Source organism: Sphingobacteruim zhuxiongii (genome assembly GCF_009557615.1).
GTDB classification, from domain to species: Bacteria; Bacteroidota; Bacteroidia; order Sphingobacteriales; family Sphingobacteriaceae; genus Sphingobacterium; species Sphingobacterium zhuxiongii.
Genome location: NZ_CP045652.1, coordinates 837929 through 853993, shown reverse-complemented (window position 1 = coordinate 853993; position 16065 = coordinate 837929). Strand labels below are relative to the sequence as shown.

Here is a 16065-nt window from a genome sequence, read left to right as displayed (position 1 = left end):
ACAAATTTAATTCTATTTTATTTTAAATCTGTCTCCACTTAAAGGTAGCAACTCCATATGATACACTTCCTTCATTCGCGCAGGAAGATTAGCGATCGCCTTATCCAAGAGGAGTTCTAATTCTAAGGTATGCGCCTGTTTAAATGCGGAAGAAAGCTCTTCCAATCCCATTAAATCTTCAGGCATATTTTCCCAAATCTCCAGCATTATCGGTAATCTTTTATTCGTTCGATAATAATTCAAAACGCGATTGATTGCCATGCCAAATAGATAGGGATATATGTCACCTTTTGGTTGGTAAACTGTCCTTCGTTCCCAAAGTGTAAGAAAGATCTCCTGTAACAAATCCTCGACAGCGTCTTGATGAGCAATACGCTTCGCTATTTCACGATACAATTGACCAATATATCGATTGTAAATTGCTTCAAAAGCCATTCGATCTCCCTCTTTAAAGGAAGCCCATAAAGCTTGATCATCAAGTTCTGTGTGCTTTAGCTTATTATTTAGCATATCTACCAAACCAATACAATCTTTCAATGCAAATATAATTATCGCGGTCGTTTGCTTATTGTTATCCTTTTGTTAACTAACTATAAACCAAAACATAGACAATAATCTATTCATTGAAACCTAACATCAATCTAGGCAATAGCAACGCTCGGCTATAGCACTATTAAAAAAAAGCACAGCTCGCATGATAGCGATTCAAGACCAAAGGGCTCAAGTCCGAAGCAAGTCTGAAGGATAGGCAAACAGTATCCAACATTTGATCATAAATTATTCCGAGGAAATCCTACTGAAAAGGGATGAATTTATCAATATTTCCGTTGTTTTTTTCTGCGATATCGTGTTAAAAGAGCAGCTTATAAAACAGCTGTTTATATATTGTTTTAAATTCTCAAACATTTACCTAACTTTGCGGCAACATTAGGTTAAAAACACGCTAATGTTGAAGTAAGGAAAAGCGAAAAATCAAAATTCTTTAAATAAAAACCCCAAATATACCTCACCATGCCTTTGCAATTCAACACGGTAAAACTATTTGCTGGTTCTGGAACCCTAGAATTAGCAGACAAAATTTCGAAAGCATACGGAAAACCACTTGGAGACAAGACTCTTTCAAAATTTTCAGATGGAGAAATCCAACCCTTCTACAACGAATCTGTTCGTGGTAGTGATGTTTTCCTTATTCAATCTACTAACCAACCGACAGACAACCTGTTGGAATTGTTATTGATGATCGATGCAGCAAAGCGTGCTTCTGCACACTATATTACTGTTGTAGTTCCTTATTTCGGTTATGCTCGTCAAGATCGTAAGGATAAGCCACGCGTAGCAATCGGCGCGAAAATGATCGCCAATTTGATTACCGCTGCGGGTGCTCACCGCATCATGACCATGGATCTACATGCTGCTCAAATCCAAGGATTCTTCGATATCCCTGTTGACCACTTAGATGGTGCTATCATCTTCGTTCCTTACATCAAATCATTAAATTTAGAAAACTTAGTGATTGCTTCCCCAGACATGGGTGGTTCATATCGTGCTCGTACATTTGCAAAATTCTTCAATGCTGAAGTAATTATTTGTGATAAACGTCGTAAACGCGCAAATGAAATCGAATCGATGTCGATTATTGGTGATGTTACTGGTCAAGACGTTGTATTAATCGATGATATTTGTGATACTGCTGGTACCCTATCAAAAGCAGCTGCTTTAATTATGGAGAACGGTGCAAGATCTGTTCGCGCTGTATGTACACACGCAGTATTGTCAGGTAAAGCGTATGAAACGATTGAAAACTCTGTACTTACAGAGATGATCGTTACAGATACGATTCAATTAAACCCTGAAAAAGCAGCTTCTTGCAGCAAAATCAAGGTTTTATCTACTGATAGATTATTTGCAAATGCAATCAAGAACGTCAATGAACATGGATCGATTTCTGATCTTTTTAATGTTGATTAATCGTTTAAACATTTGCTATTAGACTTCTAATCCTAGCATGATTGTTTGACACTAGCTTTTAGATGTTCTAAGTCATAAATTAAATAAAATAGGCGACCAAATTGGGCGCCTATTTTATTTAATTCTCTCCATCACCGAATCGCTCAAACCCCTATTACCTAACACCTTACAATCAATAAAAAGGAGAACAGGCCAAGATAGAGATTGTGCGCTCTGACTGCAACCTATCAAAGCTATTCTTATTTTTTTGACAAAGGCCTATCGTTTAATTACTTAGGCAGACAAAGTATTTAGAAAATAGGAACAAATTTATTTGTTCCTATTTTCTAAATCACTATCTTTGCACCTCAATTTATAATAAATTAAAACATGAAATCAATTGCTATTAGCGGTTCTGCAAGACAGAACGTAGGGAAAAGAGATTCGAAAGAATTGCGTTACGAGGGACAAATCCCATCGGTACTTTACGGAGGTAAAGAGCAAACACACTTTTCGGTATCCGCAGCTGATTTGAAATCTATTCTATACACACCAGAAGTAATCTTCGTAGAATTGGAAATCAACGGCAAGAAAACAAAAGCTATCGTTCAAGATGCTCAATTCCACCCACTTACTGACCAAGTAACTCACGTAGACTTCTTAGAGTTATTTGACAACAAAGAAGTTTCAATCAATATCCCTGTAAAATTAACAGGTACTTCTCCAGGTGTTAAAATGGGGGGTAAATTAGTTCAGAAATTACGTAACTTACGTATCAAAGCTTTACCTAACAACTTGCCTCAAGAGGTTGAAGTTCCTTTAGAGAGCTTAGAAGTTGGTAAATCTTTCCGCGTAGGTCAAGTTAAATTAGAAAACGCAGTTGTTTTAAACAATTCTGACGATACTATCGTTTCTGTTGTTATGTCTCGTGCTTTACGTCAAGCAGAGCAAGAAGCAGCTAAAGCAGCTAAAGGCGGTAAAAAATAATCAATCTTTAATTTTAGATAGTCGATTTTATGACGATCTGATTGGAGATATCAAAAGAGCTAATCAACTGATTAGCTCTTTTTTTTTTGTTTATACACTAAGCACTAGCATCCCGTTCTTAGACCTTTCATCTTCAGTATAGTCAGGTCTTCTAACCATCGCTAAACCGCAAAATTTTAATTTAAAGCTTGCTCTAAAGCAATTGATTGAGGAAATAAGATATTATTCTCCAAATGGATATGCTTGTGTAAATCCTCTTCAAACTCTTTCAACATATCATATGTCACGCTGTAGGTACTACAGCCATCTGCGGGAACTGAATAATTATCGGTCAATTTTGCAATCTTCTCAAATCGCTCTCCTTCTGTATCGTGCTCATGCTCCATCATATGTATTGGATTAGCAATGGTACCAAAAGCTGTCTCAGAAGGTTCCGTATGATCTATTTCGGCATTTATTAATTGCACAATGTAGGGAAATAAAATACGCTCTTCTTTTAGTAAATGTTGATTGAGCTCTTTTGCACTTTCTTGAAAAAGCTTATTCACCTCCAATAATTCAGGATGTCGAGCTCCGTGTACCTGACATAATTTATTTAAATAAGCTAGTATAACTGGTGCCTTTTCACGAACATAGCGGTGATGAGTTTTTTCGATGTAAGATGCTAGTAGATCTGCCGGCCAAGCTGTATAGTCAATATTACTTTGATTTGGTTCATTGAGCACGGCGACAAGCTCTTCTTGTAACTTTACAAGATCGACAGATTTTTTTTCTGCGGCTTCTTTAATCGATTTCTGACCTCCACAACAAAAGTCCATTCCATATTTACTAAATACCGCTGCAGCATGAAAATTCTTTGCTACAATGTCTCCTATTTTTTCATTTATCAAATTTTCCATATCAGTTTTTTATTTTATTTTTTAATGTAAGATCAAATACAAACCATGCGCAGGCCAATACACCAATCGCGAAAACCACATCGCCTGGAGTTCTCATCCACTTCAGAAACACCATGAAAGGTTGTTGCATCAATTCTGCCGACCGTGCGTACCACATTCCATGTTCGATACTAGCAATTGCTTGCCAAATACCTACCGGTAGTAAGCTTAATAATGCCATTCCAAGTAAGCCAATATTTAAGCTCCAGAAGCCAATTTTTAATATCCTTTCGTTCCATTGCACCTCGCGATATAGACTTCGTAGAACGAATAGCATAAGTCCTATACCAAGCATCCCATAAACACCAAATAATGCGGTATGTCCATGTAATGGGGTCGTGTTAAGCCCTTGTACATAGTATAGAGCAATTGGTGGGTTTATTATAAAACCAAACACACCTGCTCCTAGGAAATTCCAAAATGCGACAGAAATCAGATAGTAGATTGGCCATTTATAATCTTGTAGCCATTTTGTCGACTTAGATAATTTATAGTTATGGTAGGCCTCGAACCCTATTATCGTAAGGGGCACGACTTCCAACGCACTAAAAGTGGCTCCAAGCGCCATTACCGCTGTCGGGGTCCCTGAGAAGTATAAATGATGAAATGTACCAAGGATTCCACCTGAGAGAAAAATAATCGTTGAAAATAGCACACTTGCGGTCGCCGCTTTGGGTTTCAACAAACCCAACCTTACAAACAGGAAAGCCATAACGACAGTAGCAAATACTTCAAAAAAGCCTTCTACCCAAAGATGAACAACCCACCATCTCCAATATTCAGCGATTGCTAAATTAGTTTGTCTCCCCCACATCAGCCCTGCCCCATAAAATAAGGCAATTGCCGAACAGGATATTAGAAACATGATGATCAGATTTTTTTCAGCGCCACCCTGCTTCAGCACCGGTATAAGAGGTCGTACCATTAATGCTAACCAAACAAACAGACCAACAAACAGAAAGAGTTGCCAAAATCGGCCTAAGTCAACATATTCATATCCTTGATGTCCAAACCAGAAGTTTTGCACTAAATCTAATTTCTGCATAACGCCGAACCATTGTCCGATCATTGACCCAGCGACGATAATTAACAGTGCAATGAATAGGAAGTTTACACCAAAGCATTGAAACTTCGGGTCTTTCCCGCCAACTGCAGGAGCGATATATAAACCAGTTGCTAACCAGGCTGTAGCAATCCAAAATATTGCTAATTGCGTATGCCAAGTCCGCGTAACAGCATAGGGAAGAAATTGATCTAAAGGAATACCGTAAAGCCCGTCTCCTTCGACCCCATAATGCGCAGTGACAATCCCTAATCCCACCTGCACGAGCATCAGTAAACTAACGATCCAGAAGTATTTCTTCGTTAGACGCATTGATGGGGTAATTCCCTGACGTAGTAGCGGATCCTGAGCTGGATAGAGCAACTCCTCCTCTTCGCCAGATTTTACTTGCCACAACACCAATGCGCCCACACAGAAGATTAACAGAATAATACTTACTCCCGACCATGCGAGAAGATCCATCGTCATTTCATTCCCGACCAATTTTTCATTCGGCCAGTTATGGGTGTAAGATACACTCTCGCCCGGTCTTTCAGTCACCGTTGCCCATGTTGCCCAAAAGAAAAAGGCATTCATTTTTTGCAATCGATCGGCATCTTTAATAGCGTTCTTTGGAATAGCATAATCCTTCCTCAATTGGTCGAATTGCGGATCATCCGTAAACAAACCTGTATAGTAGCTTGACAACGCAGTGATCGCATTTACTCGATCTGTATCTATCGTTAGTATTTTCGTCTGTTCATTAAACGTATTCTTTCGAATGCTCTTTTTTAAACGGATTTGTAGTTTCGCTTGATCTTCATCATTGAGCGATGAATAGTTTTTTTGAAACTCACTTTGACTATAGCTATTCAGCATATGTTCCGCTTCTCGATGTAACCAATCTGCTGTCCAATCTGGAGCCACGTACGCGCCGTGACCCCATATTGTTCCAACTTCTTGACCACCGATACTTTGCCATACATTTTGACCATCTTTGATCTCTTGGCCGGTGAATAACACATTTCCTTGGGTATCGACAACTTGTTCTGGGACGGGTGGCGATACTTGATATATTTCGTAGCCATAATAAAGCAGAACGCTAAACGAAATCGCGACTACTAATATAAATGACCACCATAGTTTTCTTTCTTTACGCATTGGAGGTAGATATCAAACGTGTCAGATAGTTTTGTTAATATTCTATTGGATTTTTTCCTTGGAGACTAGTGAAGCTTATTCAGCAATGATCTTTCCCTTCATTATCCCTGCATGTCCTGGGAATGAGCAGATAAAATCATAGACTCCTACACTCGGTAGTGTGAACTCGATAACATCTTGTTCCCCTCCTCCAATTACTTTCGTATGCGCAATGACATCTTTCTGATTAGGGATATAATCCTTGTCTTTCGCATTCATCGCTTCGGAAGTAAAGGCCGCGACGTCGGTCCCTAACTTCAGCAAAACGAAATTGTGTCCCATCACGTCTTTCTTCATTTGGCCAACATGTTTCAACGTTAATTTTACCGGATCACTTACTTTAACTTTGATCTCACTGAGGTTGTACTTCATCTGATCGTTGCTTTCAATCGTTACCTCATTACTAGTTTCTGTCGCAATAGGTAACTCCTCCTTTATCGGAGTAGGCGTTTCAACAACAGTTGGCGTCTCTGTTTGCTGATTGCTATTTTCGACTGTATCATTGCCATTTGAGTTAGAATTACCGCATGAGCTTGCAAAGAGCGCGATAGCTAATGCTTTGATTGCGAGTGTGTTTATTTTATTCATGATTTCACTTTTCTATTTAAGACAAAAGTGTCCTAAATAGATTGTATAAAAAATGATAGCGAACATTTTTTTAAGTGAGATATAAGCAACAGATTTGGCAATCATCTTTACCGATCAACAATTTTAAATACCGCTAAATTGCCCGCTTCTTGGAGGTATTTTGACCATATATCCTTGTAATCTACAGTTCTGATATATATTATCTAAAATGTAAATACTATTTTTGCGGCATGAACTATTTAATTGTAGGATTGGGGAATATCGGCAAAGAGTATGCTGATACAAGACATAACATAGGATTTATGGTTGCAGACGAGCTTGCTAATCAAGCTGGCACGACCTGGTCGACACTGAAGCATGCTTATTACACCGAATACAAGCAACGCGGACACAATATCTATGTGATCAAACCTACAACTTTTATGAACTTAAGCGGAAAAGCGGTTAACTATTGGATGCAGGAGCTTAAAGTTCCTGTGGAGAATGTATTGGTTATTGTTGATGATTTAGCGATTCCTTTCAGCTCTATTCGTATAAAGCCTAAAGGATCTGCCGCAGGTCATAATGGTCTTCGCTCCATTGAAGCTTCCATTGGCGGACAACATTACCCTAGACTTCGATTTGGAATTGGCGATAACTTCTCAAAAGGACGCCAAGTAGATTATGTGTTAGGTCCATTTGATAAGGAAGAGCAAAGAGAATTACCAGCCTTAATAGAACATGCTGTTAAAATGGTCAGCAGTTTTATTAATATCGGTATTGGACTGACCATGACTAATTTGAATACAAAATAACATATTGATATGCTAAAATAGAAAAAGCACCTTTCCGGTGCTTTTCTATTATCTAAACAACAAACTTTAAAGTTTCAATTTTATTTTTCGGCACTTTTTGTTTCAATTTTAATTACTCCATTCTTACCTCGCTCACCAAATTTTTCTGTAGCCTTACCCGCTTTAAAAACGTTCATGGACTTGATTTCTTCAGGCTTAAGCTTACTTACTTGCTCCCAAGTCACTTCTTTTTCATCAATAAAATAAAGTACATCTTTTGGTAGCGTACCTTCTTTCTTCGCCGATATAATGACGTCGTGTTCTTTGTGCTGTATATTATCGGCTAATGGTGAGTCCTTGGTTGTAATTATTATTACTCCATCGTACTTATCCCCATATTTTGATTTAGCATTTTCCCCTTTCAGCACTTCAACACTTGCAATTTTATCTGGACTTAGCTCTTTTAACACATTCGAATTCACGAGCTCACCGTTTTTAACATAAGCAATGTTTTTGGTTTGGCCATTATTTAATATGAGTTGTTCCGAAGTTTTTTTATTACCTGACTGCTCTGCTTTAAAAGTACTTGTTTTACCTTTTCCATCGGTTGCTGTTCCTTCAAATAAATTTGGAACCGAGTTTGGATTTTCTATGTTATGCTCTTTAGCATATGCTTTGGTATAAACCTTTACAGTTCCTGATCCAACATGCTGTTTACCGTCGTCAGATTTCCCTTCGCCCTTCAGTACATTTACACTGTGAATATCTTCAGGTTTAAGTTGCTCAAATACAGCCTTACTTACAATCTTACCGTCAATCTCATATTCAACATGCTGATTATCCGCAGCATATCCGCGTACTGCAACAGAATTTCCAGTGAATGTTATTCCCTTATTATCTTGTACATACCAAGTACGAGTTGCTGCATCGCCCTTTTTTCTAGTTTTTACAGAAAGCACGGTCTCTTTCGCTTTAGCACCATATGCTTTCGCATCATTTCCCGTCAACACGCGAACGTCGTCAATCCGGCTGTTATCAATTAATGAGATATCGAAATCCTTAGGCATCACCTTTCCGTCAACCACAATAATGTTGTGTTTGGCAGCCTCTTCGTTACTCAACTGATCGGGGATATTCGATTTATAGCCTGTAACGACTCTGACACCAGTGACTTTTCCTTTTAAACTATCGGTCGGAAACCCTTGGACGACGACGTCCTCATTCGACGTGTTTACATCCTGCTCAACGTACTTTATCTTCGTTGTATCTTGCTGAATTATATTTCCCGAGAGTTTAGTTCCAATCGCCGAAACATTCGTCTCAGCGGCTTTAATCACCACGGTTTCGATCTTAGCCTCTGCTTTTTGCAGGGTGAATGTTGCTCCCGCCAATATAAATACTGGTAATAGAAAAGCATATTTGCTTAACTCCAATTTGGATGAGCGTTTTTTGTTCATCATCATAATGCGCTTTTTTAAGGTTTTAAAGTTAAATTGATTACTTATCGCTACCGAAGCACCCTGCTTGGAGACGTTAAGCAATGAGTACTGATAAGTCTGACGATCGACACCTTTATCTAGCACTTGTTGATCGGTCAAGTATTCTAGATTTTGACGTACAGCTTTGCGCATTAGCCACACGAAAGGATTATACCAACAGCTTACCAATACTATTTCAAACAGCAAAACATCCCAAGTATGATGGCCCTCAACGTGAACATGTTCGTGTTTAAAAATATCGTAGAGTTCATTCTCCATATGCTGATCTTTATGCACATAGATCTTGTTGAAGAATGAAAATGGTGCAATAGGGAAAATTACATTGCGATAAATATACTGACGCCAAGCCGATGGCTCGGAATGTAAGTGTATCCTAAAAAGACTAAATAATTGAATGAGCAACTTAGCAAATAAGGCAATCGCGCCTGCTGATGCTAGCATGATTAATAGGTCACTCAAAGAAAAGAAGCTCGCTTTTTCTTGAAAAACGATTGGAAAATACTGCAATACTTCACCAATTGGAAGTTCAACTTGTCTGCTAAACCACGATTTGATATCCAAGAAGGGGTATATAAAGGCATATAGTGTTCCGACAATGAAATAAATGCGATTGAGATTATAAAAAGTTAGCCCTTTTAATAAGAAATAATAACCTAGATAAATCAAGACGATTAACAGGTTTACTTGTAATAGGTAGGTTAGGATGCTTTCCATAAAGCTAAGATTTATTGTTTCGAATCATATCCATTATTTCTTCCAGTTCATTCGTACTGAGCTTGTCTTCTTTCACAAAAAAAGAGACCATTTCTTTGTACGAATTTTTGAAGTAATCCCCTACAAAAGAATTCATGAATTTAGCTTTGTATTCAACGGATGAGATAAGAGGTTCATAGCGTTTTGCATTAGCAAACTTCACTGCTTTTACATACCCTTTTTTCTCCAAATTACGGATGGTAGAAGCCAAAGTTGTATAGGGCATTTCGTCAGATTTCAAATTATCTAATATATCGCGGATGAAGCCACCCTCTAGTTGCCAAATAGATAGCATCGCTTCCTCTTCTTGTATTGTTAACTTTTCCATTTATCTACTGAATTTTCACTAAAGTACGAACTTTTCGTAGACTCCAAAATATTTTAACATTTTTTTTGAAATTTTTCCTGTTGTCAGAGCTTAAATTCTCTATTATTTCTCCACTGAATTTTCTAAGAAAGAAAACATTTAAATTGTAAAGACTTTTTATAGGGATAAGCTAATAAATCGGTTCTAAAATGACGAGATTGTGTCATTTTGGCGGGACAATGCTTTAGATTTTATAAATCAATTTCATACATTTGTATATACGACTTTTAGTAATACTACAATAAATTCAAGAAATTGACTATGTCAGAAACAGCATCTATTAACTTAAATGGCTCTTCTTATGAGTTCCCAGTAATCACTGGAACGGAAAATGAGAAAGCAATTGATATTTCAAAATTAAGAGATCAGTCGGGTTATATCACATTAGACCCTGGTTATAAAAATACCGGAGCGACAAAGAGCGCGATTACCTTCTTAGATGGTGAAAAAGGTATTCTTCATTACAGAGGATATGCTATTGAAGAATTAGCAGAAAAGTCAACTTTCTTAGAAGTTGCCTACTTATTAATTTATGGCAATCTTCCATCGAAAGAAGTATTAGAGAAATTCCGTTCGGATATCCGTGCGCAAATGATGATCCATGAAGACATGAAAAACTTCTTCACTGGATTTCCATCAAAGTCTCACCCAATGGGTCAATTATCATGTTTAGTTGGTGTTTTATCATCTTTCTATCCTGAATCATTAAACCCTAATCAATCGGATGAAGACGAGGACAAGATGATCATCAACTTATTGGCGAAAATGCCAACAATTGTTTCTTGGATTCAAAAGAAATCTCTAGGTCATCCTGTTGTTTATCCTAAAAACAACTTCGGTTATATCGAGAACTTCCTAAACATGATTTTTGGTGAAGTGAATCAAGATAAAACATTCGATCCATTAGTAATTGATGCAATGCACAAACTATTGATTCTACACGCTGATCACGAACAAAACTGTTCGACATCAACTGTACGTATCGTTGGGTCTTCGAATGCTAATATGTACGCTTCAATTTCAGCAGGTATTAACGCACTATGGGGTCCTCTTCATGGCGGCGCAAATCAAGCAGTAATCGAAATGTTAGAAGCAATTAAAGATGACGGTGGAGACGCAGAGAAATACTTAGCGAAAGCGAAAGATAAGAACGATCCATTCCGTTTAATGGGCTTTGGTCACCGCGTTTATAAAAACTTCGATCCACGTGCGAAAATCATCAAGAAAGCTTGTGATGACGTATTAGAAAAATTAGGTGTTAATGATCCTGTTTTGGAAATCGCTAAGAAATTAGAAGAAGCAGCATTAAATGATCAATATTTCATCGATCGTAAACTATATCCAAACGTTGACTTCTACTCAGGTATCATCTACCGTGCATTAGGATTTAACTCTGATATGTTTACCGTATTATTTGCATTAGGTCGTCTTCCAGGATGGATTGCTCAATGGAAAGAGATGCGCGATAATAAAGAGCCAATTGGTCGTCCAAGACAAGTTTACATTGGTGAAACACTTCGTCCATACGTAAGCATCAAAGACAGATAATAAAAACACTTTTCAATTTTATAAGGAAAGGGATAGTCACTTAAACATGACTATCCCTTTTTTAATTCCATAGTTTCATAATCAAATTGAAAGCAACAAGATAATAAAATACCATAGAGATTAGACAACGCATGAAATGGATGGTTATTTATTGTTGAACTTCAAGGTTGCCTTTTCCTCGTAGCGCTTAAATTGAACACCCTAAAAAGCGCCATCGTAGATGGAAGGTCCCTACGTCTTTATTTGGCTTGAGAAATTATTCAAGGAAATACAATCACGAAAAAATAAGGTATTGGGAAGATTATTAGCAATCAAATCACTGCATATAAAGGGCAATTCTTTAATCGACAAAGATATTGTCCATCATAGAGCATAAAAAAGGCGTCCATAATGGTCGCCTAAGTATCTATTTAAAATACGATATGTTATTTATCGTACAGATATTCTCTTAACTACTGTTTCAGATCCAGCCATCACTCTCACGAAGTAGATTCCTTCTTTAAGTTTTCCGCTAGAATCGAAGTTTAAGTTTTGCGTTCCAGCATCTACATCACCATTATGCAGTGAAAGAACTTCATTTCCTAATGCATCCATCACCTTGATAGACACATGACTATTCTTACTTAGCTTGAAGTTAACAGTAACCTGATCTGCAATAGGATTATAATAAACCTTTACGTTGTTGATTAATTTATCGGTCTCTTCTGCAATAACAGCAACACGATTTGCGTTTCTATTCTTAGCAGAGATTAGACTTTGTTTACTTAATAACGATTTCGTGCTATCGGACTGGGTTGTATTTGCTTGAGCAAAGCCAATAAACATCCATAATACCAGGGTATTTAAGATGCTAAGACGTGCTATTTTACTCAATTCAAACTTCATTATGTCCGTTGGATTATGATCGTGTGGTTATGGTTTAATCAAATGTAATAATTAATTCCATACTTCCTCATACAAAAGTACATCTTTTTTGATTTTTTTAGCCATGAAATCTACAGTCTTTAACAATTTTTAACAGGAAATTACGTTGTCGCATAAAAAGTTGTAATTTCGAACGTTTTTTAATCATTAGATCACATAAAGAAAAGCTATGTCCACAGATCACAAACAGGCCCTTCATAGGGTTAGTATGGGCGGTTTATTAATAAGTTTAGGGATCATATTTGGTGACATCGGAACCTCTCCTCTCTACGTTTTCAAAGCAATTTTCAATAAAGGCGAAGTCCAAGAAATAATGGTTTATGGCGGCCTTTCCTGTATCTTTTGGACGCTGACGTTACAAACGACAATCAAATATGTATTGATTGTGCTAAACGCAGATAACAAGGGTGAAGGCGGTATTTTATCGTTATTTTCTCTTGTCCGAAAGCGTGCGAAATGGCTAATCATCCCGGCGATTATTGGAGCAAGTACGCTACTTGCCGACGGTATGATAACCCCCGCTATTACGATATCTTCTGCTGTAGAGGGATTGGCTATCAAAAACCCAGGATTACCCACTATTCCAATTGTTGTAGTCATCATTTCACTCCTGTTCATCATTCAGCGTTTTGGAACTAATATTGTCGGTCGGGTATTCGGCCCATTAATGTTTATCTGGTTTAGTACTATTGGTATTTTGGGACTCTCCTATTTGGGGCATTCTCCAGAGATTTGGAAGTCAATTAATCCTTATTATGCCTATCAACTACTTGCTGACAATCCACATGCGTGGTTTATCGTAGGAGCAATATTTCTTTGTACAACAGGTGCCGAAGCATTGTATTCTGATATGGGGCACTGTGGGAAAAACAACATTCGTATAAGTTGGATATTCGTTAAACTCATGTTGATTTTCAATTATTTCGGACAAGGTGCATGGTTGTTAGAACACAAAGGAATGATGTTAGGAGAATTGAATCCCTTCTATTCAATCATGCCAGACTGGTTTGTCGTTTGGGGAGTAACTATTGCGACGATTGCGGCTATCATTGCAAGCCAGGCGATGATATCTGGATCTTTCACCTTGATTGCAGAGGCTGTACGTCTAAACATTTGGCCTAAAGTAACTATCCGTTATCCTAGTGATCATAAAGGGCAAATCTATGTACCATCGGTCAACTTGATATTATATTTAGGATGTATGTTGATTATCTTAATCTTCCGAGAATCCAGTAATATGGAAGCTGCATATGGGTTGGCGATTAACATGACGTTCATCATGACGACCATCTTAATGGCAGTCTTCATGTCACGCAAGAAAATAAACATTGCTCTTATTGTCCTGTTTACGGGAGTATATCTACTTATCGAACTTGCATTCCTAATAGGTAATATTAGTAAAATTACCCACGGAGGTTGGCTCACTTTATTACTCGCTGCATCACTATACATCGTCATGTATGCTTGGTTTGGAGCTCGAAAAATCAAAAATCGCTTTGTGAAATTTGTCAATGTGAAAGACTACTATGACATTCTAGCAGAATTGAGTGAAGACAAATCTGTTCCTCAATTCTCTTCGCATCTAGTCTACTTAACATCAGCAAATAACATCCATGAAGTGGAATCAAAGATTACTTATTCCATCATTAATAAAAAACCTAAGCGTGCAGATGTGTATTGGCTCGCGCACGTTGATGTGATGGATAATCCGCATACTAGAGAATATAAAGTAACACAGCTGATTCCAGGCAAATTTATTCGTATAGATTTCCACTTAGGGTTCCGCGTGGAACAGAAGATTAGTTTGCTTTTCCGTAAAGTCGTAGAAGAGATGGTGAAGAATGGTGAAATCGACATTACAAGTCACTATGATACCCTAAGAAAACACAATATCCCAGGAGACTTTAATTTCGTAGTCTTAGAGAAAGTAATCTCAAAAACTCATTTCTTAAAATGGAACGAGAAAGTAATCTTAGAAATCTACAAGATCTTAAAGAAATTCAGCTTATCCGAAGAGAAAGGTTTTGGTCTGGACAGCAGCTTTGTTACGCTCGAACGCGTTCCGCTGACGATCCCGAACACCGAAGACGTTAAGCTAACGAGACTATAAATAAAACGTTCATGATACATCGGGTATCACCAACAGCCATGAAAGTCACGGGCTCATAGTCCCAATAGGCATTTAGCCAAAACGGTATCTTAGTACCAATAAATATAAGACCTATGGCTGTCAGCGGATTACCCTTTATTCTTGACCGTGGTTGTGGACTGGATGTCCACAAAGACACAGTAGTTGCTACCATTAAAGGTAGTGATTTTGATACAGAGACAAAAACCTTCTTAACTTTTACGGATGACTTGTACAATTTAGTGGAATGGCTCCAGGCCCATTCCATTACACAGGTTGCCATGGAGAGCACTGGGGTTTACTGGCGACCGGTTTACGCGGTTCTGGAAGACTATTTTCACATCCTACTGGTCAATGCCCGGCATATCAAAAATGTTCCGGGACAGAAGACCGACAAGAAGGATAGCGAATGGATCACTAAACTGCTTCTTTCCGGTTTACTGAAGGGGAGCTTCATCCCACCACAACATATCCGGGAGCTCAGGGAACTTTTCCGACATAGACGTAAGCTTATCGCTATGCGGACCGCAGAAAAGAACCGGTTACAGAACATCCTTGAATCCGCCAACATCAAACTGAGGAGCGTAGTCAGCGACGTATTTGGGGTAAGCGCCATGGAAATGGTCCGGGCCATGGCCAAAGGTCAACTCGATCCTTTGCTATTGGCAAGCATGGCCAAGGGTTCGCTGGTCAAGAAACACGCAGAGCTACTTAAGGCACTTACTGGCAAGATCACGGATCATCACCGCTTCATGTTGAACCTAATACTGCAATCCATCGATCATATCAATCTACAAATAGCACAATCAGAGGCTCAGATGGAACAGTACGCAAGGATCATGCACAAGGAGCTGGAACTACTGGAATCTATCCCTGGAGTATCTTCCAGGGTGGCACTGGGAATCGTTTCAGAAATCGGTACGGACATGGCTCAATTTGCAACACATCAGAACCTTTCTTCATGGGCTGGGGTTTGCCCAGGCAACAATGAGAGTGCAGGAAAGAAGTACTCCTCGAAAATAACACGTGGAAACAAGTATCTCAAGACGACGCTCGTGGAGGCAGCATGGGTGGCCTCTAGATCCAAGGCAAATCCATTACTTGCGGTCAAGCATCATCAAATCGCTGCACGAAGAGGTCAGAAGAAGGCTACAATAGCCATCGCACATAAGATCTTGATTGCAGCATACCATGTCCTGAGGGACAATGAAGCCTATCAATTGCATCCACAGGATAAGAAAATACTTGAAAATAGACGACTTAAAAGAATTGACAGATTACAGAAACAATTGAGTACCCTTAAAAACACGTCTTACAAATAAAAGATCGACCTTTTTTTGGTGGTTAGACTCCCCGGAAATAAAACTGATA

At 38.3% G+C, this 16065-nt stretch carries 13 protein-coding genes; 6 read left to right on the top strand and 7 right to left on the bottom strand.

Translation table 11 applies throughout. The features are described from left to right. Positions 1-12: 12 nt before the first annotated feature. Positions 13-510, bottom strand: a complete 498-nt coding sequence (locus GFH32_RS03755; RefSeq protein WP_153509805.1) for an RNA polymerase sigma factor — start codon at positions 508-510, stop codon at positions 13-15. 501 nt (positions 511-1011) lie between these two features. Between GFH32_RS03755 and GFH32_RS03750 the strand changes: the two genes are divergently transcribed. Together GFH32_RS03750 and GFH32_RS03745 are read left to right on the top strand one after the other, a co-directional pair. Beyond that, positions 1012-1968 carry a ribose-phosphate pyrophosphokinase gene (locus tag GFH32_RS03750; RefSeq protein ID WP_153509804.1) on the top strand — a complete coding sequence of 319 codons (957 nt, stop codon included), beginning with the start codon at positions 1012-1014 and terminating at the stop codon, positions 1966-1968. A gap of 369 nt (positions 1969-2337) precedes the next feature. Further along, complete coding sequence (locus tag GFH32_RS03745) at positions 2338-2934, top strand: 50S ribosomal protein L25/general stress protein Ctc (RefSeq protein ID WP_153509803.1); 597 nt, start codon at positions 2338-2340, stop codon at positions 2932-2934. A gap of 176 nt (positions 2935-3110) precedes the next feature. Here the strand turns inward: GFH32_RS03745 and ric are convergent, their stop codons facing one another. The 3 genes from ric to azu form a co-directional block, all read right to left on the bottom strand. After that, the gene (gene ric / locus GFH32_RS03740) at positions 3111-3833 is read right to left on the bottom strand and encodes an iron-sulfur cluster repair di-iron protein (RefSeq protein ID WP_194285669.1); all 723 of its coding nucleotides are present in this window, start codon (positions 3831-3833) and stop codon (positions 3111-3113) included. 1 nt (position 3834) lies between these two features. Then, on the bottom strand, positions 3835-6075 hold the full coding sequence (locus GFH32_RS03735; protein WP_153509802.1) for a nitric-oxide reductase large subunit: 2241 nt from the start codon (positions 6073-6075) through the stop codon (positions 3835-3837). A gap of 75 nt (positions 6076-6150) precedes the next feature. Next, positions 6151-6702, bottom strand: a complete 552-nt coding sequence (gene azu / locus GFH32_RS03730) for an azurin (RefSeq protein WP_153509801.1) — start codon at positions 6700-6702, stop codon at positions 6151-6153. Positions 6703-6932: 230 nt separating this feature from the next. Here azu and pth point away from each other — a divergent pair, with 230 nt between their 5' ends. Then, positions 6933-7496 (top strand): aminoacyl-tRNA hydrolase, encoded by a 564-nt coding sequence (gene pth, locus GFH32_RS03725; protein ID WP_153509800.1) that lies wholly within the window; start codon positions 6933-6935, stop codon positions 7494-7496. Between the two features lie 80 nt (positions 7497-7576). Here the strand turns inward: pth and GFH32_RS03720 are convergent, their stop codons facing one another. Then, positions 7577-9688, bottom strand: a complete 2112-nt coding sequence (locus GFH32_RS03720; protein ID WP_153509799.1) for a M56 family metallopeptidase — start codon at positions 9686-9688, stop codon at positions 7577-7579. A gap of 4 nt (positions 9689-9692) precedes the next feature. Next, entirely contained in the window at positions 9693-10055 is a 363-nt protein-coding gene (locus GFH32_RS03715) for a BlaI/MecI/CopY family transcriptional regulator (RefSeq protein ID WP_153509798.1), read from the bottom strand. Between the two features lie 300 nt (positions 10056-10355). Between GFH32_RS03715 and GFH32_RS03710 the strand changes: the two genes are divergently transcribed. Next, entirely contained in the window at positions 10356-11642 is a 1287-nt protein-coding gene (locus tag GFH32_RS03710; RefSeq protein ID WP_153509797.1) for a citrate synthase, read from the top strand. Between the two features lie 429 nt (positions 11643-12071). Here GFH32_RS03710 and GFH32_RS03705 read toward each other — a convergent pair whose 3' ends face one another. Next, positions 12072-12527, bottom strand: a complete 456-nt coding sequence (locus GFH32_RS03705) for a T9SS type A sorting domain-containing protein (protein ID WP_153509796.1) — start codon at positions 12525-12527, stop codon at positions 12072-12074. A gap of 208 nt (positions 12528-12735) precedes the next feature. Between GFH32_RS03705 and GFH32_RS03700 the strand changes: the two genes are divergently transcribed. After that, the gene (locus tag GFH32_RS03700; RefSeq protein WP_153509795.1) at positions 12736-14676 is read left to right on the top strand and encodes a KUP/HAK/KT family potassium transporter; all 1941 of its coding nucleotides are present in this window, start codon (positions 12736-12738) and stop codon (positions 14674-14676) included. 113 nt (positions 14677-14789) lie between these two features. Continuing rightward, a complete protein-coding gene (locus GFH32_RS03695) occupies positions 14790-16016 on the top strand; it encodes an IS110 family RNA-guided transposase (RefSeq protein ID WP_153509794.1) in 1227 nt (408 codons plus the stop codon). Positions 16017-16065: the final 49 nt, after the last annotated feature.

What these genes read in the sequence shown, in the direction of transcription:
- pth (WP_153509800.1), top strand. Translation starts at nt 6,933, where the DNA reads ATGAACTATTTAATTGTAGGATTGGGGAATATCGGCAAAGAGTATGCT.
- GFH32_RS03755 (WP_153509805.1), bottom strand. Translation starts at nt 510, where the DNA reads ATGCTAAATAATAAGCTAAAGCACACAGAACTTGATGATCAAGCTTTA.
- GFH32_RS03715 (WP_153509798.1), bottom strand. Translation starts at nt 10,055, where the DNA reads ATGGAAAAGTTAACAATACAAGAAGAGGAAGCGATGCTATCTATTTGG.
- GFH32_RS03705 (WP_153509796.1), bottom strand. Translation starts at nt 12,527, where the DNA reads ATGAAGTTTGAATTGAGTAAAATAGCACGTCTTAGCATCTTAAATACC.
- GFH32_RS03700 (WP_153509795.1), top strand. Translation starts at nt 12,736, where the DNA reads ATGTCCACAGATCACAAACAGGCCCTTCATAGGGTTAGTATGGGCGGT.
- GFH32_RS03750 (WP_153509804.1), top strand. Translation starts at nt 1,012, where the DNA reads ATGCCTTTGCAATTCAACACGGTAAAACTATTTGCTGGTTCTGGAACC.
- GFH32_RS03720 (WP_153509799.1), bottom strand. Translation starts at nt 9,688, where the DNA reads ATGGAAAGCATCCTAACCTACCTATTACAAGTAAACCTGTTAATCGTC.
- GFH32_RS03710 (WP_153509797.1), top strand. Translation starts at nt 10,356, where the DNA reads ATGTCAGAAACAGCATCTATTAACTTAAATGGCTCTTCTTATGAGTTC.
- GFH32_RS03745 (WP_153509803.1), top strand. Translation starts at nt 2,338, where the DNA reads ATGAAATCAATTGCTATTAGCGGTTCTGCAAGACAGAACGTAGGGAAA.
- GFH32_RS03735 (WP_153509802.1), bottom strand. Translation starts at nt 6,075, where the DNA reads ATGCGTAAAGAAAGAAAACTATGGTGGTCATTTATATTAGTAGTCGCG.
- ric (WP_194285669.1), bottom strand. Translation starts at nt 3,833, where the DNA reads ATGGAAAATTTGATAAATGAAAAAATAGGAGACATTGTAGCAAAGAAT.
- azu (WP_153509801.1), bottom strand. Translation starts at nt 6,702, where the DNA reads ATGAATAAAATAAACACACTCGCAATCAAAGCATTAGCTATCGCGCTC.
- GFH32_RS03695 (WP_153509794.1), top strand. Translation starts at nt 14,790, where the DNA reads ATGGCTGTCAGCGGATTACCCTTTATTCTTGACCGTGGTTGTGGACTG.